The 22226-nt window shown below is 45.8% G+C and carries 20 protein-coding genes; 13 read left to right on the top strand and 7 right to left on the bottom strand.

The window, feature by feature from the left end; translation table 11 throughout:
- Window positions 1-10 precede the first annotated feature (10 nt).
- From MKX74_RS15250 to MKX74_RS15230, 5 genes are all read left to right on the top strand, one after another.
- Complete coding sequence (locus MKX74_RS15250) at window positions 11-1015, top strand: ABC transporter ATP-binding protein (RefSeq protein WP_341180586.1); 1005 nt, start codon at window positions 11-13, stop codon at window positions 1013-1015.
- Entirely contained in the window at window positions 1008-1997 is a 990-nt protein-coding gene (locus MKX74_RS15245) for an ABC transporter permease (RefSeq protein ID WP_341179015.1), read from the top strand. The genes MKX74_RS15250 and MKX74_RS15245 overlap by 8 nt, the downstream gene beginning before the upstream one ends.
- A 78-nt stretch (window positions 1998-2075) precedes the next feature.
- Window positions 2076-4055, top strand: coding sequence for a DNA topoisomerase IV subunit B (gene parE, locus MKX74_RS15240; protein ID WP_028590731.1), 1980 nt, complete (start codon window positions 2076-2078; stop codon window positions 4053-4055).
- 107 nt (window positions 4056-4162) lie between these two features.
- Window positions 4163-6622, top strand: coding sequence for a DNA gyrase subunit A (gene gyrA, locus MKX74_RS15235; protein ID WP_028590732.1), 2460 nt, complete (start codon window positions 4163-4165; stop codon window positions 6620-6622).
- Between the two features lie 334 nt (window positions 6623-6956).
- Entirely contained in the window at window positions 6957-7361 is a 405-nt protein-coding gene (locus tag MKX74_RS15230) for a MarR family winged helix-turn-helix transcriptional regulator (RefSeq protein WP_341179014.1), read from the top strand.
- 122 nt (window positions 7362-7483) lie between these two features.
- Here the strand turns inward: MKX74_RS15230 and MKX74_RS15225 are convergent, their stop codons facing one another.
- The 4 genes from MKX74_RS15225 to MKX74_RS15210 are packed head-to-tail and all read right to left on the bottom strand — an operon-like array spanning window position 7484 to window position 11564.
- Window positions 7484-8449, bottom strand: a complete 966-nt coding sequence (locus MKX74_RS15225) for a glycoside hydrolase family 43 protein (RefSeq protein ID WP_341179013.1) — start codon at window positions 8447-8449, stop codon at window positions 7484-7486.
- A gap of 35 nt (window positions 8450-8484) precedes the next feature.
- Window positions 8485-9330: a carbohydrate ABC transporter permease gene (locus MKX74_RS15220; RefSeq protein ID WP_341179012.1), complete on the bottom strand. Its 846-nt coding sequence runs from the start codon at window positions 9328-9330 to the stop codon at window positions 8485-8487.
- A gap of 50 nt (window positions 9331-9380) precedes the next feature.
- Window positions 9381-10259, bottom strand: coding sequence for a carbohydrate ABC transporter permease (locus tag MKX74_RS15215; RefSeq protein ID WP_341179011.1), 879 nt, complete (start codon window positions 10257-10259; stop codon window positions 9381-9383).
- A 57-nt stretch (window positions 10260-10316) separates the two neighbouring features.
- Window positions 10317-11564: an extracellular solute-binding protein gene (locus MKX74_RS15210; protein WP_341179010.1), complete on the bottom strand. Its 1248-nt coding sequence runs from the start codon at window positions 11562-11564 to the stop codon at window positions 10317-10319.
- A 266-nt stretch (window positions 11565-11830) separates the two neighbouring features.
- On the opposite strand from MKX74_RS15210, the gene MKX74_RS15205 reads away from it, so the two are divergent.
- The 4 genes from MKX74_RS15205 (at window position 11831) to MKX74_RS15190 (ending at window position 16538) form a co-directional block, all read left to right on the top strand.
- Window positions 11831-12733 carry an ArsR family transcriptional regulator gene (locus MKX74_RS15205; RefSeq protein WP_133567090.1) on the top strand — a complete coding sequence of 301 codons (903 nt, stop codon included), beginning with the start codon at window positions 11831-11833 and terminating at the stop codon, window positions 12731-12733.
- A 110-nt stretch (window positions 12734-12843) separates the two neighbouring features.
- The gene (locus tag MKX74_RS15200) at window positions 12844-14334 is read left to right on the top strand and encodes an alpha-N-arabinofuranosidase (RefSeq protein ID WP_341179009.1); all 1491 of its coding nucleotides are present in this window, start codon (window positions 12844-12846) and stop codon (window positions 14332-14334) included.
- Between the two features lie 247 nt (window positions 14335-14581).
- Window positions 14582-15022, top strand: coding sequence for a MarR family winged helix-turn-helix transcriptional regulator (locus tag MKX74_RS15195; protein WP_018886126.1), 441 nt, complete (start codon window positions 14582-14584; stop codon window positions 15020-15022).
- A 1-nt stretch (window position 15023) separates the two neighbouring features.
- Entirely contained in the window at window positions 15024-16538 is a 1515-nt protein-coding gene (locus MKX74_RS15190; RefSeq protein WP_341179008.1) for a DHA2 family efflux MFS transporter permease subunit, read from the top strand.
- Between the two features lie 337 nt (window positions 16539-16875).
- On the opposite strand, the gene MKX74_RS15185 is transcribed toward MKX74_RS15190, so the two are convergent.
- Together MKX74_RS15185 and MKX74_RS15180 are read right to left on the bottom strand one after the other, a co-directional pair.
- Window positions 16876-17589, bottom strand: coding sequence for an RluA family pseudouridine synthase (locus tag MKX74_RS15185; protein ID WP_445667274.1), 714 nt, complete (start codon window positions 17587-17589; stop codon window positions 16876-16878).
- 5 nt (window positions 17590-17594) lie between these two features.
- Window positions 17595-18458 (bottom strand): class I SAM-dependent methyltransferase, encoded by an 864-nt coding sequence (locus MKX74_RS15180; RefSeq protein WP_341179007.1) that lies wholly within the window; start codon window positions 18456-18458, stop codon window positions 17595-17597.
- Between the two features lie 175 nt (window positions 18459-18633).
- Between MKX74_RS15180 and MKX74_RS15175 the strand changes: the two genes are divergently transcribed.
- On the top strand, window positions 18634-19050 hold the full coding sequence (locus tag MKX74_RS15175; RefSeq protein WP_341179006.1) for a hypothetical protein: 417 nt from the start codon (window positions 18634-18636) through the stop codon (window positions 19048-19050).
- A gap of 18 nt (window positions 19051-19068) precedes the next feature.
- On the opposite strand, the gene MKX74_RS15170 is transcribed toward MKX74_RS15175, so the two are convergent.
- Window positions 19069-19653 carry a TetR/AcrR family transcriptional regulator gene (locus MKX74_RS15170; protein ID WP_341179005.1) on the bottom strand — a complete coding sequence of 195 codons (585 nt, stop codon included), beginning with the start codon at window positions 19651-19653 and terminating at the stop codon, window positions 19069-19071.
- A gap of 169 nt (window positions 19654-19822) precedes the next feature.
- Between MKX74_RS15170 and MKX74_RS15165 the strand changes: the two genes are divergently transcribed.
- The 3 genes from MKX74_RS15165 to MKX74_RS15155 all read left to right on the top strand — a co-directional run bounded on the left by MKX74_RS15165 (window position 19823) and on the right by MKX74_RS15155 (window position 21886).
- Window positions 19823-20398: a flavin reductase family protein gene (locus MKX74_RS15165; RefSeq protein ID WP_341179004.1), complete on the top strand. Its 576-nt coding sequence runs from the start codon at window positions 19823-19825 to the stop codon at window positions 20396-20398.
- A gap of 228 nt (window positions 20399-20626) precedes the next feature.
- Entirely contained in the window at window positions 20627-21076 is a 450-nt protein-coding gene (locus MKX74_RS15160) for a flavodoxin (protein ID WP_341179003.1), read from the top strand.
- A gap of 27 nt (window positions 21077-21103) precedes the next feature.
- The gene (locus tag MKX74_RS15155) at window positions 21104-21886 is read left to right on the top strand and encodes a hypothetical protein (RefSeq protein WP_341179002.1); all 783 of its coding nucleotides are present in this window, start codon (window positions 21104-21106) and stop codon (window positions 21884-21886) included.
- Window positions 21887-22226: the final 340 nt, after the last annotated feature.

Genomic DNA, 22226 nt, shown 5'->3' with positions numbered 1-22226 from the left:
AGAGGCAGAGATGTTAAATGGTGATGCGGGAGATATGAGGGACAGACGATCTCAGGCTTCTGATGAAGTAATTCTGTCCGTTCAGGGCGTGAAAAAGAAGATAGGCTCTAAATGGATTATTCATGATGTTACCTTCGACGTACGAGCAGGTGAAATTTTCGGTTTTCTGGGTCCGAATGGGGCGGGGAAGACGACGACGATTCGGATGCTGGTCGATCTGATCAAGCCGACGAGCGGCACGATCAGTGTCTGCGGATATCCTGTGAACCGTGATCCCGAACGAGCACTGCAGTATGTTGGCTCCATCGTCGAAAATCCGGAAATGTACAGCTACCTTACGGGCTGGGAAAATCTTGAGCATTTTGCACGTATGCAGCCAGGCATTGGAGCGGAGCGAATTCAGGAGGTTGTAGAGCTGGTACAGCTGGATCGGAGAATCCATGATAAGGTGAGTACTTATTCGCTTGGTATGCGGCAGCGACTGGGTATTGCTCAAGCTCTGCTGGGCAAGCCCAGACTGCTTATCCTTGATGAGCCGACGAATGGTCTCGATCCCAAGGGCATTAAGGAAATGCGGATCTTCATCCGTCAGCTGGCAGAACAAGGTATGGCCGTATTCGTATCCAGTCATTTGCTGAGTGAGATTCAGCTTCTCTGTGATCGTGTAGCTATTATCAGCCGGGGGAGAGTGCTTGCGGTTGGAGGCGTCAAGGAGCTAGTAGCGCAGAACTCAGGGCTGGCGGGCTGGCAGCTTGCCCCAAGAGAAGCAGGGTTAGCCATCCTGCAATCAACTGCGGGTGTCAGCGTGCTGGATCGGCCAGATGAAGTACTGGATGATAGCATCATAGCCGGTATGGGACCCACTGCCATCTTTGCCGAGATGGATGAGCAGATGATTCCTGGACTTGTCACGACGCTTGTAGCCGAAGGTGTATCCGTGCTAGGCGTTACGAAAATCAATCCGACTCTGGAGCAGTTGTTCCTGAAGATGACAGAGGGTGAAGTCATTGAGTAGCATTCTTCCGCTCGTACAGAACGAGACGATCAAGATTATCAAGAAAAAGCGGTTTTACGTTATACTGCTCATATTGCTCGTATTAGTGCCCATGTTCACCTATGCGCAAATGAAGGTGGCTCAGAATAATCGGGAGAAATTCGGTGGCGACTGGCGACTTGAGGTCAGACAGGCTATTACCGATAATCAGAATTCGCTGGGCAGTGACAGAGTTCCTGAGGAATGGAAGAAATATCGCAGCATCTTCATTCAGCAAATGCAATACTATCTGGAGCATGACGTGAATCCGAGTGAGCCCAATGGTGTGACCTTTACGCGTGAGTTCATGGATAACTCCGTCAACCTGTTTATACCGCTGTTAATTATGGCCATTGCTTCAGACCTTGTATCCGGGGAACGTACGACTGGCACGATCAAATTGCTGCTAACCCGTCCCGTGCGACGATGGAAGGTATTGCTGAGTAAACTGATTACGCTAATGATGTTTGTCTCCTTGATCGTGTTGTCGGTCTTTATTATGAGCTACGTCATTTCAGGGTTGTTCTTCGGGTATGGCGGGTTCGGTATGCCGGTCTTTACAGGATTCCAGATTAGTGGTGCTACTGTAGATGTGTCGCAGGTGCAGGCTATTCCACAGTGGCAATACATGCTGCTGCAAAGTGGATTGATCTGGTTCGTAAGCATGGTCGTAGCGATTCTGGCCTTCATGGTGTCCGTATTGGTGCGAAGCACGGCAGCAAGTATTGTGGTGATGATGGCTGCATTAATTTCAGGAACCATCTTGACGAATATGGCTTCGGCGTGGCAAAGTGCAAAGTATCTGTTCATGGTGAACCTCGGCTTGACGGATTATCTGGCTGGTGACCCCCCTCCAATCGAAGGGATGACATTGCTATTTTCCCTTGCGGTGCTTGGGGTCTGGGGGATTATCGGCTTAGTCGTATCATTCACCGTCTTTACGAAACGGGATATATTGAATTAAAATGGACAAAGTAAAAGAAAACATCTGTTTGCATTTTTAAGCAAAACACGGTCATGATTAGACAAAGGGGGAGCATGAATGGTCGACCAACTCGACTTGTTCGCCAGAGAATCCGGGCAAGACAAACGCAGCTCGGATTATGGCGCGGACGACATTCAAGTTCTCGAAGGGCTTGTGGCGGTACGGAAACGGCCGGGCATGTACATCGGGAGCACCAGTTCTTCGGGACTGCATCATTTGGTATGGGAAATCGTTGATAATGCGGTGGATGAGCATCTCGCCAAATTTTGCTCCCGTATAGAAATTACATTGCACAAGGACGGCTCAGTTACCATCACGGATAATGGGCGAGGGATTCCGACGGGAATGCACAAGATGGGAATTCCCACACCTCAGGTAGTCTTTACGATTCTGCATGCAGGGGGCAAGTTCGGCGGCTCCGGCTATAAGAAATCCGGCGGTCTGCATGGTGTCGGTGCTTCTGTAACGAACGCATTATCCGAATGGCTTGAGGTAGAAATCTACCGGGAAGGCAAGGCTCACCGTCAAAGATTCGAATATTGGGTGGATGAGCAGGGCACCGAGCATGTGGGCGAGCCAACGACAGGACTTGAAGTTCTGGGAAATACGTCGAAATCTGGAACGAAGGTTACCTTCAAGCCGGATATTCGGGTCTTCCAGAGCGGAATTAATCTGAATTACGATACACTGGCGGAGCGACTGCAAGAGATCGCATTCCTGAACTCCGGGCTTCGAGTGTTCATCAAGGATGAGCGCAGTGGCAGAACTGACGAGTTCTATTATGAAGGTGGCGCTAGTCAATTTGTTGCGTATCTGAATGAAGGTAAGGACGTACTGCATGATGTCATTCATTTTTCGGCTGAAAAGGACGATATTGAGGTCGAGGTAGCTGTTCAATATAATACAGGCTACACCGAGACACTGGCTTCCTTCGTCAATTCAATTCCTACACGGGGTGGAGGAACACATGAGACCGGATTCAAAACGGCTTATACCCGTGTTATGAATGATTATGCCCGTCGTACGGGGATGCTGAAGGAGAAAGAGAAGAATCTGGAGGGAAATGATCTCCGCGAGGGCATGATGTCTGTCATTAGCGTCAAGATGTCTGAGGTAGAGTTCGTCGGGCAGACCAAGGATCAGCTCGGTAGTGCCTCAGCACGAAGTGCTGTAGATGCGATTGTAGCAGAGAGCATGCAGCGGTTCCTCGAAGAGAATCCACAGGTTGCCCAGACGCTGATTCGCAAATCCATCCAGGCCTCCAAGGCCCGTGAGGCAGCACGCAAGGCTAGAGATGAGATGCGTTCTGGCAAGAAGCGCAGTGAGAGCTCGAATCTGAACGGTAAGCTGTCCCCGGCACAATCGAAGGATTTCTCGCGCAACGAGCTGTTCATCGTCGAAGGAGATTCGGCAGGCGGCTCAGCCAAGCAGGGGCGTGATTCCAAGATTCAGGCCATCCTGCCGCTAAAGGGCAAGCCGATGAATCCAGAGAAGGCGAAGCTTGCAGATATCATGAAAAATGAAGAATATCGGGCCATTACGGCTGCTATCGGAGCAGGGATTGGACCGGAATTTGCGGTAGAAGACAGCAATTATTCCAAGATCATTATTATGACGGACGCGGATACGGATGGTGCTCACATTCAGGTGTTGCTGCTTACCTTCTTTTATCGCTATATGAAGCCGCTGATTGATGCAGGCAAGGTGTACATAGCTCAGCCGCCGCTGTACAAGATTACACGCAAATCCGGCAAGCTGGAGACGGTACGTTACGCCTGGAGCGATGAGCAACTGCAGAATTACCTCAAGGAATTCGGGCGTAATTTCGAACTGCAGCGCTATAAAGGTCTGGGTGAGATGAATCCGGATCAGCTATGGGAGACAACAATGAATCCCGAGACACGGGTACTGCTACAGGTACAGATTGAAGATGCCGCTAAGGCTGAACGCCGTGTATCTACACTAATGGGCGACAAGGTAGACCCGCGCAAGCGCTGGATTGTGGAAAATGTAGATTTTACCGCCTTCGAGGAGTAAGATGTACAGCTAGTCTCGCTTATCATTTCATATAGTTCAAGGGCTGTAGTAGTTTTGTAGAAGGGCATGTGTTTGCCAAGAGACATGCAGAAGAGGTGCTGTTTTAGATGAGCTTATCCGAACAATTTTTACCGGCTTTTCTGGAAGAAGTCGTTGGAGACCGATTTGGCAGATACTCCAAATACATTATTCAAGATCGGGCTATTCCCGATGTGCGCGATGGCTTGAAGCCTGTGCAGCGTCGAATCCTGTACGCTATGTACGATTCAGGCAATACACCCGATAAGCCATATCGCAAATCGGCCAAGACGGTCGGCGATGTGATGGGTAACTATCATCCGCACGGGGATTCCTCCATCTATGAGGGTATGGTGCGGATGGCACAGCCTTGGAAGATGGGGCATGTGCTGGTGGATGGACACGGTAACTGGGGTTCTCAGGATGATGATCCGGCTGCAGCGATGCGGTATACAGAAGCCAGATTATCTCCCATCGCATTGGAAATGTTGCGTGATATTGAGAAGCGTACGGTGCTGTTCAAGGATAACTTTGACAATACTGCCAAAGAACCCGTCGTTCTCCCTTCCAGATATCCGAACCTGTTGGTGAACGGTGTCAGCGGTATTTCCTCTGGCTTCGCTACGGAGATCCCAACCCATAATTTGCGCGAGGTGATTGATGCCTGCATAGCTGTTATGGAGAAGCCTTCCATCGAACTGGAAGACATCATGATGTTCATCAAGGGACCGGATTTCCCGACAGGTGGACTCATCATGGGAGAAGAGGGCATTCGTGACGCTTATCGTACCGGTAAAGGCAGAATCTATATTCGCTCCAAGACGGAGATCGAATCCCTCCGTGGGGGGAAGCAACAGATTGTGATTACCGAAATCCCTTACCAGGTTGTGAAATCACGACTTGTTACAGCTATGGAAAATATCCGCCTGGAGAAAAAGGTCGAGGGTATTGCCGAGGTGCGTGATGAGAGTGGACGTAATGGTCTGCGTATTGTCGTCGAGCTCAAGAAGGATGCCGATGCCGATGGAATTCTCGCTTATCTGCTGAAGAAGACCGATCTGCAGGTAGCCTATAACTTCAATATGGTTGCGATCGTGAACAAGGCTCCACACCAGCTCGGGATCAAGCCTATTCTGGAGGCCTATATTCAGCATCAGCGCGAAGTGGTCACGCATCGGACTCAGTTTGACCTTGAGAAGGCCGAGGATCGTGCGCATGTGCTGGAAGGTCTGGTGAAGGCGCTCAATATACTGGATGAGGTCATTGAGGCGATTAAAGCCTCCAAGAATCGACAGGATGCACAGAATAACCTGCAATGGATGTTCGGCTTCAGTGAACGGCAGGCAGATTCCATTCTTACCCTGCAGCTGTACCGTCTTACCAATCTGGAAATCACCTCACTGGAAAAGGAATTGAGCGATATCCAGAAGAAGGTAGCTCAGTTGAGAGGTATTCTGGAGAGTGACCGCAAGCTGGTCAGCCTGATTCGCAAAGAGCTGCTGGAGATTCGGGAGAAGTACGGCATAGATCGTCGTTCGGATATCCAGAGCCAGGTTGAGGAGATCAAGGTAAATCTGGAAGTCATGGTTAGTGCTGAGGATGTATTAGTGTCACTATCCAGACATGGATATGTGAAACGTACGAGTCAGCTGTCCTTCACTCGCTCGGGAGCAGATCGTAGTGGATCAGGTGTGCGTGATGGTGACTACATTCATCAGCTCCTGGATGTGAACACACTGGATTCCTTGCTGATATTTACCCAGAAGGGGCAATACTTCCTGCTGCCAGTCCATCAGGTTCCGGAGTACAAGTGGAAGGAGCCTGGTACGCCAATAGTGAACGTCATTCCGCTCACCAAGGAAGACCGGATTGTTAGTGTCATTGCTGTGAAGTCATTGGATGAGGCAGACAAGAGTCTGGTATTCACTACCCGCAAGGGTCAAGTGAAGCGTACCGAGCTGAAGGAATACGCCACGAAGCGTTCTGGTGCTGTTGCTGCTTGTAAGGTGTCGGGCGATGATGAGGTACTGTCTGTTACGATGAGTGACGGCTCGAAGGATATTATGCTCATTACACGGGGTGGTATGAGTATTCGCTTTAAGGAAGCCGAGGTTAACCCGATGGGCCGTGTATCCGCTGGCGTGAAGGGGATTCAGCTGGCCGATGGAGACGAGGTTGTAGCCTCGCTTTGGGTTCATGAGGATGAAGGTGAGATCCTTGTCCTAACCGATCTGGGTTACGGCAAACGCTCACTGCTGCTGGACTATCCTTCACAGGGTAGAGGTGGCAAAGGAATTGCTACCTTCGAATTCAAGGAAGGCAAGCGAGTACGATCGAACGGTACACGATTAATAACTGCGGTTCACTGCAAGGAAGCTATTCAGGTACAGGTGATCACTGGAGATGGAGTTGTTACTACATTCCTTTCGGAAAAAACTCCGTTAACAGATCGCAAGGATACCGGCAAGCAGCTTGTGTCAATTGACAAGAAAGACCCGGTTGTAGATGTAGTATTCTGGCCTGAGGTAGATTCAGAGGCAGTTGAATAAAGCGGTAGTATGTATGTGTCTAGAACAGAGCCAACCTGTATGAATAGGTTGGCTCTTTACTGTACAGTCAGGAATTTATTCCTTAGGCGTATAATTCACTTCATTACGGCAGGAAGAAACCTTTTTATGGAATTAATGTCATGACATATCGGATTAATGGTCCATGAAATGGTTGATAAGCAGGAATATGGCCGCTTACGGCGAATTTGTGTTATAGGAGCAATGGATGGGCTTTAGAAATAGAGTAGAGTCTATATGATAGTGTAAGCTCTAATTCATTCTTTAGCCATGTACGGTGAAAGAACAAGCCAAATTTGGTTCGGGAGGTGAATGTGTGCAAGCATCGGAGTTCGCCAGACTGTGGACAAGACTGACGAAGGATTACAAGGCACATATGGAAGAACAATTGGCTCCTTCATTGACAGAAGCCCAGCTTACGGTGTTAGAGCTGCTAATGGAGCATGACAGAATGAAGCCATCAGAGCTCATTCCTTACTTGGAGACAACCCCCGCGGCGGTAACGATGTTGCTTGATCGAATGGAGAAGAACGGGTTAGTTAACCGAGAGCGGGATCAGCAGGATCGGAGAATTGTATGGATTCTAAGCACGCCTCAAGGTCGTGAGGAAGCCCAGCGAGGAATTAGCGTACGTGATGAATTTATGTCATCGGTGTTAAGCAGAATTTCCGTTCACAATCAGAATGTATTGTTGTATCTTCTTGGGAAAATTACATCCTGATCATAGATCAGCATATGATCGGCTCGATACATACATAGATGACTAGACAAGCAGAATCCTCTCCTGGTTAGAGCATGCCTCATGCCATAGACATGATGCTCTACCAGGAGAGGATTGTTTATTCACGCATTAATGGTATCTGCACGTGGAATGCCAAAATGTGGTGTGCCGTCCTCATTCCAATGGATTAGTTGTACTCGTGTGTGACGGTTAGGATCATATAACGGATCACCTTCGATTTCAGTATAATTTCTAGCATGAAACACGAGCAAGTCGTGCCTGCCATCCTCGGTTACGGTGAAGCTATTGTGCCCAGGACCAAACTGTTTATTTTCGAGTGAAGTCGTAAATATCGGCACAGGTGATTTCATCCATGAAGCCGGATCTAGTAGATTACTATGTTCATCTGCTGTTAATAAGCCCATGCAATAATTTTCATCGGTGGCACTTGCAGAGTAGGTCATGAATATTCGGCCATTACGTTTAAGTATGGCTGCTCCCTCATTAACTAGGAAACCACGGACCTCCCAATCGTACTCAGGAATGGATAAGCATACTTGTTCTCCTTTTAATGTCCAAGGATTCTCCATCTCAGAGATATATAGATTCGAATTCCCTGGAATGTCCGGGTCTTTTTGGGCCCATACATAATATCGTCTGCCCTGATGCTCAAAGGTGGTCGCATCCAGGGAGAAAGAATCCCATTTTGTTTTGATTTGAGCTTTCTCAATCCAATTGCCCTCCAATGGATTCGTTGATGCATTTTCGAGTACGAACATGCGATGATCGAATAATCCATCCTTTGTCTCTGAAGTACGGGCAGCGGCGAAATATACATACCATTTACCATCTATAAAATGAATCTCTGGTGCCCATATATTTGCACTCATCAAGCCCGTGCTGTGCTTCACCCAGATGGTTACTTTCTCCGCATCAATGAGACCTTCAAGCGTCTGAGCACGACGCAATTCGATTCGGTCATATTCAGGAACAGAACCTGTGAAGTAGTAATAACCGTCCGTATGTTTATAAATGAAGGGGTCTGCTCTTTGTTCGATTAGAGGATTTCTAAGATTGACTTCAAGCATGTTAACAGCTCCTATTATATAAATTTGATTGTTCATTATCCTTTAATGCCAGAATTCAAATTGATTGACTGTATGAAGTATTTCTGTGCAAATAGAAATAGCAATAAGGTAGGGATAATAGCTAGCATTGCAGAGCCCATGAGCTGTCCAATCATCCGATAGTTCCCATAGATATCTTGCAGCAGCAGCAAGCCTGCTGTAACAGGCATTTTCTCCACATCCGTGTATACGATGACAGGCCATAAGAAATCATTCCAAGATCCTGTGAAGGAGAACAATGCACACACGATCAGAATAGGTTTTACTAGTGGTAAAATAACAGAAGTGTAGATTGCAAAATGAGTGGCACCGTCCACATGTGCAGACTCATCCAATTCTTTCGGAATTCCATTCATAAATTGTCTAACCAAGAAGATGTTACCCATACCTGCTAGTCCGGGCACAATCATGGCCCAAGAGGTATTTACCCAACCGAGCATATCAATGATTTTGTATGAAGGGATTAAGTTCACAACACCCGGGAAGAGAGAGATCCCTAGCAATGTGAAAAATAATGCATCTCTACCTTTAAACTTCATTCGAGAGTAGCCGTAACCCGTAATAGAGATGACAATCACGACCAGTAAGGTATGAAGAGTAGCGATAAAAATTGAGTTGAATAACCAACGTAAAATGGGAGCTGTTGAGGTATTCGTTAGAATATGAATATAATTCTCTCCCGTCCAGCTTTCGGGCAGGAGACGAAATCCGGAAGATACGACTTCACTTTGTGAACGGAATGAAGTTGTAATGCCAAATATAACGGGAAACGCCCAAATGACGCATAATGTAATTAGGAATAAATACGATACGCATTTAGAAATGCTTATTTTCTTCAACATGATCGGCACCTACCTTTTTCGCAGCCTCGCTTATCTCCGTGTCTCGTGAGTTAATCCGAATTTCGATTCATGACATAATATTGCAGCGCCGAAACGATTAATATGACAAGTCCAAGCAACACAGCCATAGCAGACGCCATTCCAGCAATAGATTCCCCTTTACCGAAGGCTAAGTTCCGAATGAACATCATAAGTACTGCTGTCGTCTCATTCGGCCCCCCTTTAGTCATCATCAAGGGCTGAGCGAAGACGTTAAATGCCCCCGCTGTAGTCATCACAAAGGTATAGATCAACGGAAAACGAATGGAAGGTACCGTAATACTGAAAAATTTTCGAATGGAGCCAGCTCCGTCCAGTGCTGCGGATTCATATAGATCTTCACCAACACCACTAATTGAAGCACGATAAATAATCATATTTCCGCCTACGCCTCCCCAGACTGAGAGGATTACGATAATCATCCAAGCGTATGGTTGATGAGTAGCCCAAGCTACATCGGAACCAAACAAATTGCTGGCAATGCCTAATTGCTTGTTGAAGATCAGAGACCAGATGAGCGCCGCAGCAGAAATAGACACCAATCCGGGAATGTAGATCACCGCTTGAATAAAGCCTTTACCTTTAACTTTCTTGTGCTCTAAAGCTACGGCTACAAGCAAGGGGATAATAATCAGTGGTGGAACGGTGAATAGCACGAATAATAAGGTGTTTCTAAGTCCATTCAAAAATTGAAAATGAAAGGTGGATGAGGTATCAAATAAAATGGTTCTGTAATTATCAAGACCTACAAATACAGGATCACTCATCAAATTCCATTTGGTGAACGAAGCGTAAATTCCATAGATCGTAGGAACTAATATAAACAAAGCAAACAAAATAATGTGGGGACCTACAAAAAATGCAGGTGACCAGTTGAGTTTCCTTTTCATAGGCGGTAGTTCTCCTTCTGTAAGGCTATTACTCATGGTACGTCCTGTCGCTACATACTATTTTGTCTCGGCTGGTTGTTGTACGGTCTCTGCAATCTTGTCTTCTACATATTTCTGTGCCTTCTGTAATCCTTCATCCAGTGTAATGTTCCCACGAATAAGATCAGGCGCATAGGTGTCTAACGCCTCGGCGACATATGGATAGTACTCATACGTGTAAATATGAAGAGAATGGGTCTCTGCTTCATTTGAGGTAAAGAAGGACTGCATGAATTTGTCATATTCGGGGCTTTCAATGACTTGCTTGCTCGCGACGATCTGACCAGCTTCGGCCCATTTAATCGAATTCTCACGGACGAACTCTAGGAATGAAGCGATGCCTTGTTCCTTCTCCGTCGTCCGTTCTTGATTTTTTAGCAAGGAAAATAGATGAGAGGATGCTCTGTTCGTAAATTTATCTGGAGAGAAAGAGTAAATATTAGTTACGCCAAAATGAAGACCTTCGACAGCAGCGTGTCCGGTTGAGCTCCAAGTACCATCCGTAGAGAACAACACATTGCCAGATTGGAACATCAAATATCCATCTTCACCAAATGGGGTCATTAAGCCGGCATCATTTATTTTTTTGATTTCTTCGATGGCATGTCGCATTTCAGGTGTATCGACTGTAGGTTGACCGTCTTGCTCTACATCGCCGCCGAGATTCTGGATTTGAGCCAACAGTACCCAACTGATTAGAGCGTCATTAACGACGTAGTCGCCTTCTTTTAATTTTCCTTGTAGTGATAGCATTTCATCGAAGGTAACAACATGATCATCCAGGAAATATTCCACGTCATATTCTTTTAATAAATCTTTATTGTAGTACATCGCATTACTATGAATGTCCAAGGGGACCGTATATTGTGTGCCATCAATCGTACCTGCTGACCACGCTTGGGGAAGATAATTTGATTCTTTAAGCTCTGGTTGCGCTTTCAATACTTCGGTTAAGGGAGTTAGCAATCCTTGCTTTACGAAACTAGGAACACGATCCGCATGAATGAGAGCTAGATCTGGCACGCCTTTTCCCGAATTTAAAACGGTGGAGACCTTGGTGTACATGTCAGCGGTGATGACGTGTTTTATTTTTATTTCAGGGTTGGTTGCATTGTAATCTTTGACCAGCTGGTCCATGTAAGCACCATCATCACCCGTTAGTGGGGTCCAGAATGTGATGGTGTTCTTGTCAGTTCCTCCACATCCAGCTAACAAAGTTACGGTTAACAACATGAATGCCAGTAGTAAACTTGTTCTGTTCCTCATGAGTTGTTCCTCCTCTTCAGATTTGTGTTGCAAATGGATAATTATAGCAGGTGGTTGTTTGAGGTTCAGTATACTTGTGGTTAGAAAACATGTCAAACGTATTTGTAAATCTAATTCAATATAATACCCATTTGATTAACTAATATATTAACTTAAAGCCTTGAATTTGTATTTTAATAGAATTAAAACAACAAATATGTTAAGTTGAAGAGAGTGGATTTTATCATATAATTAATTTACATAAAAATCGCAAAGGATGAGTTTGCATGCAATTAGACATTGATGTGTCCTCTTTGGTTGTGTACGAGGCTTTGGCAAGTGAAGTCCGAATCAAGATCATTCAGTTATTGTCGAAAAACAAAATGAATATTAAAGAATTAGCGCAGGAACTTGAGCTAAGCAGTCCTATTGTGGCTAAACATGTTCAAAAGCTGGAGGATGCTGGAATCATTAGAACAGAGAAAGTACCAGGTAAATCAGGTCTGCAGAAGATTTCAATTCTCAAGGTGGATCACATTGAGATTAATTTCCCCAAGAAGATATTTCATTCCTTTGCATCTTACGAGACGTCAGTACCGATCGGTCATTACACAGATTATGATCTCAAGCCAACTTGTGGCTTGGCGACCGATAAAGAATTCATAGGCCGTGTCGATGAGCCTAAGTTCTTCATGGACCCCAAGCGAGTGGATGCAGAAATTCTTTGGTTTACGCAAGGCTTTGTCCAATATAGCATTGCTAATTTTTTGAATAAGGAAGAAAAATTACAGCAATTCGAGATCAGTCTGGAGCTTTCATCTGAATTTCCATTCTCGAACGATGTTTGGCCATCGGATATTACTTTTACACTGAATGGGCTGGAGCTTGGGACATGGAGGAGCCCCGGTGATTTTGCGGATACAAGGGGAAAATACACACCGAGTTGGTGGCCACACAATATTAATCAATATGGATTATTGAAAACGATTCGAATTACAGGGCATGGGACATACATTGATGGAGATCCAATGTCGGAAGTGTCAGTTGCTGATCTCGATACCTTGTGTGATCGGTGGGTGTTACGTATTGAAGTAAAAGAAGACGCAAGCTATGTTGGTGGAGCCACTATTTTTGGTAAAAAGTTTGGAAACCATCCTCAGGATATCAATTTCAAGCTATTTTATTTGTGATGTATTTGTTTTAAATAAACATAAAAAGTTTCAGTATTTTATTTACAAAAGCAGTTCCGTATGTTAATTTTAGCTCAATCTGAAAATATGATTAAACAGGAGGGATTTACATGGGAAATTCTGTTCTGGTACATACAGATTGGGTCAAAGGTACGATTAACAAACATATTTATGGACAATTCGCGGAGCATTTAGGGCGATGTATTTACGAGGGACTATGGGTGGGAGAAGAATCAAGCATTCCTAACACCGATGGCATTCGTAATGATGTATTGAAAGCGCTACAAAAGTTAAATATTCCTGTGCTTCGCTGGCCTGGTGGCTGCTTTGCGGATGAATATCATTGGAAGGATGGTATTGGTCCCAAGGAGCAACGGAAGAAGATGATCAATACGCACTGGGGCGGAGTCGTCGAGAATAATCATTTTGGCACACATGAGTTTTTTCGATTATGTGAATTGCTCGGTGCAGAGCCTTATATTAACGGTAATGTCGGCAGTGGAACGGTACAGGAGATGTCCGAGTGGGTAGAATACATGACGTTCGATGGAGAATCTCCTATGGCGAACTGGCGCCAAGAAAATGGGAGAGAGCAGCCCTGGAAGCTGAAATATTTTGGGGTCGGTAATGAGAATTGGGGCTGTGGCGGCAATATGCGCCCTGAATATTATGCGGATTTGTATCGTCAATTTCAGACATATGTGCGTAACTATGGCGACAATGTACTGTACAAAATCGCTGGTGGTGCCAACGTTGACGACTACCATTGGACAGAAGTGCTTATGCGTGAGGCTGCACCATTTATGGACGGGCTAAGCTTGCACAATTACACCATTCCAGGCTCTTGGGAAGAGAAGCAGCATGCACTTGGTTTTGATGAAGCAGCATGGTTCGAGACGCTGAAAAAGGCACTTCATATGGATGAGCTGATTACAAGACACTCTACCATTATGGATAAATACGATCCGAACAAGCGAATTGGAATGATCGTTGATGAATGGGGAACATGGTTTTTGCCAGAGCCAGGCACCAATCCGGGCTTTTTGTACCAACAGAACACCTTAAGGGATGCACTCGTAGCTGGTCTACATTTTCATATTTTCCATCAGCATCATGAGCGTATTCATATGACGAATATTGCGCAAATGGTGAACGTCCTACAGGCCATGATCCTGACAGAAGGAAATAAAATGCTGCTGACACCGACATACCATATCTTTGAGATGTTCAAAGTCCATCAGGATGGAAAGGTGCTGGCAACCTCGGTCGAGCACAGTCATTATGAATTTAACGACGAGAAGCTGCCGGAATTCACGGTATCTTCCTCTGAGGATGCAGAAGGCCACATCCATATTAGCTTATGTCATCTTAATCCGAATGCCTCTAGTAAAGTGAATGTGGAGTTGAGGGGATTACAATCGGATATTGATGTTGCAGGAACTGTGCTGACAAGCTCATCTATGCAAGATCATAATACGTTTACCGAATTGGACAAAGTAAAGCCAGTAACCTTTGCAGACTATAGCTTTCACCAGCAACATCAGCTTGATGTAGTGCTACCTCCAATGTCTGTCGTGATGCTGACGATTAAAAAGAAATAGAGCTTGTGATGCGGCAGCTGACAAGCTGCCTGGATATCCAAAGGGCTATTTTCTTCCACGTGAAATGGAAGGAGGTGGCCTTTTGTTTGTGTTGACTTTTACATATCAGAAGTGTAATATGTGTTTATTAGTTCGTATGCGAAATATATTAATATGAAATATATGCAAGCGAAATATATACATGCGAATGATTGTGATTTTGTATGTTTAATCGATTTGTATGTTTAATCTAGAGGAGGACGGATTCATGGAAAGGAATAGGGAGGTGTACCGCATTGTTCAATCATTCAGAAGAGTGCACCATGCTTTCATGCAGGTATTCTGGGAGCAAGGAGAACAGAAGAGCCTGACGCCTGTGCAATTTCTGGTCTTGTCAGTACTGCTGGAGCGCCCGAATACTAGCCTGACCGAGCTGGCTGAGCGTGCCCACATGGGCAACAGCACGATGAGTGGAGTGGTTGAGCGTCTTGTGAAGGCTGGATACATCAGCCGAGAGCGGCTGCCGAATGATCGGCGTTCACTTACACTTCGGATTACTAGCGAGGGTGAGCAGATCCGAAATGATATTGAGAAGATGTGGATGGACCGTGTCTCCGGAATTCTTGATATTCCAGTGCAGGACCGGGACATCATATTAGATATCCATCAGCAGATTATATCGAAGCTTACAGCTAAAGGAGTGGATTAACATGGGAAATCAAGCAGATGTAGCTGTTGATGACCAGATGAAGACTATAAAAAAAGCACCAATCGTGATTGCTTTATTGATTGGGGCATTTGTTACGTTGTTGAATCAGACCCTTATTAATGTAGCGTTACCTAAGATTATGGGTGATTTATCCATAGACACCCCTACGGCACAATGGCTCATTACAGGCTTTATGCTGGTAAACGGCGTTCTGGTTCCGGTTACGGCTTATTTAATGGCCAAATTCAGTACCAGACAGCTGTTTCTCGGGTCGATGGTCTTATTTACATTGGGAACTATCTTGTGCGGCTTAGCGCCTAACTTTGCTGTTATTCTAATTGGACGACTCGTGCAGGCTAGCGGTGCGGGCATCTTGATGCCGCTCATGACCGTGGTGCTGCTGAATATTTTCCCGATTGAGAAGCGCGGGCAGGCCATGGGAATGGTGGGTGTGGCCATGATCTTTGCTCCAGCGATTGGACCGACCCTATCCGGATATATTGTACAAAATTATGATTGGCGCGTATTGTTCTGGATTATTTTGCCCGTGTCGGTCATTGCCTTACTTATTGGTGCACTATTCCTGAAAAATGTTACACAGGTGTCGAATCCCAAGCTGGATAAGCTGTCTGTCGTGCTGTCCACACTTGGATTTGGGGGCTTGTTGTATGGCTTCAGCTCCGCTTCGGATGGCTGGGACCGTCTACCGGTGTATGGCTGTCTGATCATTGGGGCCATCTCCTTGCTGCTGTTCATTCGCCGCCAACTGCGGGCGTCTGAGCCGATGTTGGAATTTCGCATTTTCAAATATAACATGTACAGCTTGACGACAGCCATTAACGTAATTGTAACCATGTCTATGTATGCTGGGATGATTCTGCTGCCGCTGTTCCTGCAAAATGTCAGAGGCTTCACTCCATTGGAATCTGGCCTGTTGTTGCTCCCAGGCTCCATTCTGATGGGCATTATGTCCCCTGTGACGGGCATGATCTTTGACAAAGTAGGAGCACGCTGGTTGTCGATTGTTGGTCTGCTTATTATGACCATTACGACGCTGGAATTCTCACGTCTGTCGATGGACACGAGCTACACAGAGCTGATGATTAATTACACCGTGCGAATGTTCGGTATGTCCATGATTATGATGCCCATTCAGACAGCGGCTCTCAATCAGTTGCCGAATACACTAAATGCACATGGTACAGCTATGTCTAATACGTTGCGGACCATTGCGGGCTCGATTGGTACAGCTGTGCTTGTCACGATTATGACCATTCAATCCGCCTCATACGGTGAGAAGCTTGCTCTGACACAACAGGTATCCCCAACAGATGCGAGTGCCATGTCTATGATCAAAAATGAAGCCTTAGTTTATGGAATTAACCATGCATTCTTAGTGGCGACTATCCTGTCCGCCGTGTCATTGATTCTGGCCTTCTTTATCAAGAACACGAATCCGCGTAAACAAGAGGAAGGTGCAACAGCCAAGAAATCGCAGATGGCGACATCATCCTAACTGAATCACTGGGAGTGAGCAATGCAAGGAAAATGTGCCATAAGAATGAATTATGAGACTGTACTGTCAGTCCGTATTTAAGTCAGTATTGTGAGTCTGTGTGGTTAGACAACAGCATAAGAGAGTTGGAAGGTTACTTCCTAGTAAATGGATCTTATGGGCCATACAAATAAAAGGTCGAAGAGGTGCTCCTTGTCCGAGCATCTGTCTTCGACCTTTTGTTGCAGTTGAGACATATAGAAACTACGTCAACTCAACTCAACTCAGCGAAAAAGCTGTTCTGCCGCTGTCTGTTCCACGAGGTTGCAGGTCCATAGCATGATGGGGAGGGCCAAGACTACAGATCCTCGTACAACTGCGCTGGCCACTCATTCCAGGGGAAAGCAAGTGGCGGCATGGAGCGGAATAACATGGGCTCCTTCGTAATAGGGTGAGGAGCACCAGCCTCCAATGACCACAGGGCCAGCTGCTGTCCGGGCTTGTTAAGCTGCTGCCCGTATTTCTGATCCCCATACAGTGGACATCCAATGTTGCTTAGCTGAACTCGAATCTGATGAGGTCTGCCAGTATGTAGCTCTACTAGAAGAAGGCTCAGCCCACTAGCATGACCCAGAGTTTGATAATCGAGTATGGCCTCCTTGGCGCCAGGCTGGCTTGGTCTAACGACCTGTACCGTATTCGTACGGCTATCCTTCAGCAGATAATCCTTCAGGCGAGCTTGTGGAGCCGGCGTGCCATGTACGACTGCTAGGTAGCGCTTATGGAAGCTGCGACTTCTTACTGCCTCCGATAGTCTGGATGCTGCTTTGGAGGTCTTGGCGAAGATCATGGCGCCGCCTACGGGTCTATCCAAGCGATGGATCAAGCCGAGAAATACGTTACCAGGCTTTTGGTGTCGAATCTTGAGATCCTCCTTCAGCAGGCTGAGCAGATCGGGATCACCGCTGGCATCCTCCTGTGTCGGAACATTGACTGGCTTCTCCACGGCAAGAACATGATTATCCTCATAGAGCACGGAAATGCCTGAGCTGAGGCCAGATTCATGCATCATGGCGATTATGCCTCCCAGCGGCCCAGAATACCGCAAGGCAGGTTCAGACCAGAACGACTGATGGGCAGACCGATCTCGCCTGTGCTGATGCTACCTCCGTATTTCGGCTTCATGGTCATGCTCAGCATATTGTGGAGGACGGATGGCGATATTCCGGTAGTATAGGAGTTAATCAACAGGAACAGAGGCTCATCCGAGATAATCTCCATACACGACTCCAGGAACGGATAAAGGCTCTGTTCAAGCTTCCAGGTCTCCCCGCTTGGTCCTCGTCCATAGGATGGAGGGTCCATAATAATGGCGTCATAACGGTTGCCTCTGCGTTGCTCGCGTTGTACGAACTTGAATACGTCATCCGTAATAAAACGAACAGGCCGATCTGACAGGCCGGAGAGCTGCACGTTTTCTTTTGCCCATTGGACCATGCCCTTCGCTGCATCTACATGCACGACACTTGCTCCAGCCGCTGCAGCGGCAACTGTGGCACCGCCTGTATAAGCGAACAAGTTCAGCACAGAGATAGGTCTTCCTGCTGCGGAGATCTTGTCCATCATCCAGCTCCAGTTAGCTGCTTGCTCCGGGAATAGGCCCGTATGCTTGAAGCTCGTAGGCTTAATGTGGAATTTGAGCTGCTTGTAGCCAATGGTCCAGCGTTCAGGAACGGGCTTCTTCATATCCCAGTTGCCGCCGCCGGAGGAGCTACGGTGATAGTGACCATGCACTTGCTGCCACTCGCTCGTCTCAGAGGTCAAGGGCCATATAATTTGCGGGTCCGGTCGACGCAGGATGATGTCACCCCAACGCTCCAGCTTTTCGCCGCCTCCCGTATCGATTACTTCATAGTCTTTCCAGCCGTCTGCAACGTACATTGTATAATCATTCCTTCAACAGTCATTTGGACACTATTGTACAACAATTTTGACCAAGCACGCTACCCGAAGCGCTTATCTCTTACTATTGTTGATTAAAGCTGACATTATTCGGTTAAGGTAAGGTATAGGTTCAATGTGCGGATAAATGTCCTGTGAAGGAGGTGTCAAACGGATGCAGAGCAGCATGCACAAAATTGCACTTGTTCTCCTATCGTATGGCTGTCTAGTCACTGTTATCTATGGTATAGCAGCTCTGGAGTACGAGGTGTCCGTAGGACTTGGTTGGACGCTGAACGGCCTGGTGCCCGCACTCGTTGGTTATGGCTTATGGAGGAAGGCACGACAAGCGCGGCAAGCTGACTTGCAGAAAACCATTCTGCGACTAGCAAAGCAGCATGACAATCTACTAACGGCAGCAGACGTGGCCCTTGAGACGGAGCTGGACATGGGTGAAGCAGAGCAGCAGCTGGAAGTTATGCGGACAAATGGGCTCATGCGGTTGAAGGTCGCTGACAACGGGACGTGGGTATATGAATGTAGCTCGCTGCTGACGATGGAGGAGAAAAGGAGAGCAGAATCCTTGTACTGAACTTAACGATGTAGATGATCAATTTCGGTCACTAGGATCGGTCACTAGGAAGGGTAAGGCTTTTTCTATATATTGTTCTGCCGAGGAAGACCCTTTCTTTTTCCAATCTACAGATGCTGCGTAAATTCCGTTGCTTAATATGACTGCACCCACCCTGAGCGCTTCGGGATCACGATTAGATTGTGGCTTAAGCAGTAGAGAAAAAAATAAGTTTTCTAGATCAATTTTGATTTTTTGTTCAACCATTGTACTAAATGCTTCATAGCTCCCACTACATTGGGGGCTTAAGTGTGAATTCTCCATCGTCTCTGTATGAAAATCAGCTAATGCAAGGGAGATCGTTACATAAGTTTCTTTATTTAATTTATCGAGATAGTCAAGGTTTTTAAAAGTGCTGTCTATTACAGCTTCTTTAATGACAACATCCAATAAATCATACTTATCATGAAAATGGGAATAAAGAGTTGCACGATTGACAGTTGCTTCATCCGTAATATCTTTTATAGTAATATCCTTGAAGTTCTTTTTTAGAATGAGCTTAATAAAAGCATCCATTAACAATTTTCTTGTCCGCAAAATACGTGGATCAATTTTGTGTGTCATTCTCTGTGTACTCCTCCCTCTCCTGAAGAGATAGACGACTATTTTTCCTGTTTGTTGTTTAAGCGATAAAATCCGAACATTGATGATTGATGATCAATAAACATCAACTTACAATTCACTATGTTACCAAATAATACATTGATCGAACAGGAGAACAGGAGGATTACAAATGAGACAACCGATTGATTATGTTTCAGGACATGCATACCCTGGTATGGTGGTCCTTGTGACATCTAAACATGAGGATAAACACAATATAATGGCGGCTGGTTTCCACACAACGATAGGCTATGCTCCCCTTATTTATGGTGTTTCGTTACGAAAAGAAGCATATACATACGATTTGATTATGAACAGTGGTAATTTTGGTATTAATTTTGTTCCAGCAAAGCTTGCTGAACTCATTCAGATTGTAGGAACCAGGAGTGGGAGAGATGTGGACAAATTCTCTGCGTATAACATCGAATATGATAATGGTATGAAGCTGGATGTTCCAATATTAAAAGAAGCCTATTTTGCTTATGAGTGCAAGGTAATAGATGCAAGAAACTATGGAAGCCATGATTTTGTAGCTGGGGAAATCCAGACTATTTACAAAGATGAAGAAAAATTTATAGAAATAGACGGATGGACTATGCCAAATATGAATAAGTTAGAGGTCCCTCTTTATTTAGGAAGTTCTGTATATGCTACTTTCAATGGTGATGCAGAGCAGAAGGATTATGTAAAGTATCGTTTTAAATAAAGAAAGTTGGAGCTGGGGACTCTATGATTAGCTCCACTCCAATACAGTTATGATGAACCAAGTCTCAACAGCAAATAATATGGTTCTTCATGTTGTCCGCCTTGTAGGGGCGGGCTTTTTTACTTGTTGAGAAATAATGCTTCGTTTTTTATATTTGACAATGAGAATCATTATCAAATATGATGGATATAGAATATGGATCATGACCAGAAAGCGAGGATTATATAGATGAAATTTATCATTGTGTACGCAAGCATGACAGGAAATACCGAGGAGATTGCCGAGCTGATTGCGGAGGGGATTCGCCAGGAAGGGCATGAAGTCGTATTGAAGGAATCCCATGAGTGCAGTGCTTCACAGTTGCTTGAGTATGATGGATACATTATGGGATTGTACACATGGGGCGACGGCGAGCTTCCTGATGAATTTGAGGATTTCTTCGAGGAGCTGGATGAAGTGGATCTCGCGGGTACGCGCACTGCACTGTTCGGCAGCGGAGATACATCCTATGCGGAATTCTGTGGAGCTGTAGATCTGCTCGAAAATAAGATCAAGGAGCGCGGAGCTACTGTGGTGCAGGAGAGTCTGAAGCTTGAATTCAATCCAAGGGATGATGAGAAGGAGATCTGCCGCTCCTTTGGACGTCAGTACGTACAACATAGCAAAGAACCGGTATGACACATGTCAAGAGGGGAGTGAAGCTGGATGAAGAATGCTGATCAGGAATCGGTCTCCCTTCCGCTGCTGATGGACTATCAGATCGAGCATTTGTGGCGTTGCCCTTATCGGCTTCAGAAGGCGGAGCAGAAATCGAACCGCAGACAAAGCTGGGACTGGGAGCATCATGTGCAATACGCGGTTGGTCACGCTCTTAGTGAGTACTATCACCTGCGCCCTGAGGTTAGGAATGAAATTCCGCTTCAATATATGCTGGAGAAATGGTGGCCCAAGCGGCCAGATGGCTTCGAATCCGTAACGCATTATTGGGAGATGAAGGACCAAATCACTGCGGGAATCTACAAAGTAGGGACCTCGAATCAGGACCTGGGCGTACCCGTCCTATTATACGAGCAATTCCGTACACCAATCCCAGACTTGGCAATTGAGCTGTCGGTTATTATTCAAGCGATGTGGCAGCAGGCTGATCAAGGCCAGCCGATGCTGGTACAGAAATATTTGGTCAGCTACCATGAAGCGGTTGTTGAGGCTTACCGCCATCTGGTGACCGTCTTTTGTCACTATGCCTTTGGTCGGCTTCCTTCCAGCATTGAAGTCTTCTGCTTGCTGGAGAATCGCAGATTGACCTTTTTTACGCATCGCCAATCCTTGAATCAGGCTATGGATTATGTAGCGTTGCTGCGAGATTCCTTGAAGGATGTCCAGCGGAACAGCCGCGAATGCCAATGCGCATCGTGTGTGTCCCGGCGAATGAGCTATCTGAATCGCGTGGAATCCGCAGGGGAAGGGCCAGGTAGGCTGCTGAGCTGAGTAGGTATTTGAGCTCATCCAATATGGTTATTTTGAAAGTACATATAACGGTTGTTTCAGGCTTTGCGGTATTTCGCCGAGCTTGAGCAACCGTTTTTTTGTTGCGATTCATACAGAATATTTTGGTATTGAGCAAATTTTGTTATTGATTATTTGAAGAATACTTATATAATATATCATTAGTTTCATATGTTAAAATTGTAATATGGTTCTTCATGACTAGTGTAAAGGACAGTCAGAACACAGGAGATCGTACATGATGTAGAGCAAATAAGGGGATGAGGGACATGTTGATTAGGTAAAAATGTAAAATATTTCAAATTGTTAATGTTACATTTTC

This window comes from Paenibacillus sp. FSL K6-1230, from assembly GCF_038002385.1.
In the GTDB taxonomy this organism is placed as follows: domain Bacteria; phylum Bacillota; class Bacilli; order Paenibacillales; family Paenibacillaceae; genus Paenibacillus; species Paenibacillus massiliensis.
Note: the sequence above shows the minus strand (reverse complement) of the source record. Positions and strands in the feature narration are given on the sequence as shown.

Bases quoted from the DNA above. Each gene is read 5' to 3' on its own strand.
- MKX74_RS15250 (WP_341180586.1), top strand. From the start codon at position 11: ATGTTAAATGGTGATGCGGGAGATATGAGGGACAGACGATCTCAGGCT.
- parE (WP_028590731.1), top strand. From the start codon at position 2,076: ATGGTCGACCAACTCGACTTGTTCGCCAGAGAATCCGGGCAAGACAAA.
- gyrA (WP_028590732.1), top strand. From the start codon at position 4,163: ATGAGCTTATCCGAACAATTTTTACCGGCTTTTCTGGAAGAAGTCGTT.
- MKX74_RS15225 (WP_341179013.1), bottom strand. From the start codon at position 8,449: ATGCTTGAAGTCAATCTTAGAAATCCTCTAATCGAACAAAGAGCAGAC.
- MKX74_RS15220 (WP_341179012.1), bottom strand. From the start codon at position 9,330: ATGTTGAAGAAAATAAGCATTTCTAAATGCGTATCGTATTTATTCCTA.
- MKX74_RS15215 (WP_341179011.1), bottom strand. From the start codon at position 10,259: ATGAAAAGGAAACTCAACTGGTCACCTGCATTTTTTGTAGGTCCCCAC.
- MKX74_RS15210 (WP_341179010.1), bottom strand. From the start codon at position 11,564: ATGAGGAACAGAACAAGTTTACTACTGGCATTCATGTTGTTAACCGTA.
- MKX74_RS15205 (WP_133567090.1), top strand. From the start codon at position 11,831: ATGCAATTAGACATTGATGTGTCCTCTTTGGTTGTGTACGAGGCTTTG.
- MKX74_RS15200 (WP_341179009.1), top strand. From the start codon at position 12,844: ATGGGAAATTCTGTTCTGGTACATACAGATTGGGTCAAAGGTACGATT.
- MKX74_RS15195 (WP_018886126.1), top strand. From the start codon at position 14,582: ATGGAAAGGAATAGGGAGGTGTACCGCATTGTTCAATCATTCAGAAGA.
- MKX74_RS15190 (WP_341179008.1), top strand. From the start codon at position 15,024: ATGGGAAATCAAGCAGATGTAGCTGTTGATGACCAGATGAAGACTATA.
- MKX74_RS15185 (WP_445667274.1), bottom strand. From the start codon at position 17,589: ATGATGCATGAATCTGGCCTCAGCTCAGGCATTTCCGTGCTCTATGAG.
- MKX74_RS15180 (WP_341179007.1), bottom strand. From the start codon at position 18,458: ATGTACGTTGCAGACGGCTGGAAAGACTATGAAGTAATCGATACGGGA.
- MKX74_RS15175 (WP_341179006.1), top strand. From the start codon at position 18,634: ATGCAGAGCAGCATGCACAAAATTGCACTTGTTCTCCTATCGTATGGC.
- MKX74_RS15170 (WP_341179005.1), bottom strand. From the start codon at position 19,653: ATGACACACAAAATTGATCCACGTATTTTGCGGACAAGAAAATTGTTA.
- MKX74_RS15165 (WP_341179004.1), top strand. From the start codon at position 19,823: ATGAGACAACCGATTGATTATGTTTCAGGACATGCATACCCTGGTATG.
- MKX74_RS15160 (WP_341179003.1), top strand. From the start codon at position 20,627: ATGAAATTTATCATTGTGTACGCAAGCATGACAGGAAATACCGAGGAG.
- MKX74_RS15155 (WP_341179002.1), top strand. From the start codon at position 21,104: ATGAAGAATGCTGATCAGGAATCGGTCTCCCTTCCGCTGCTGATGGAC.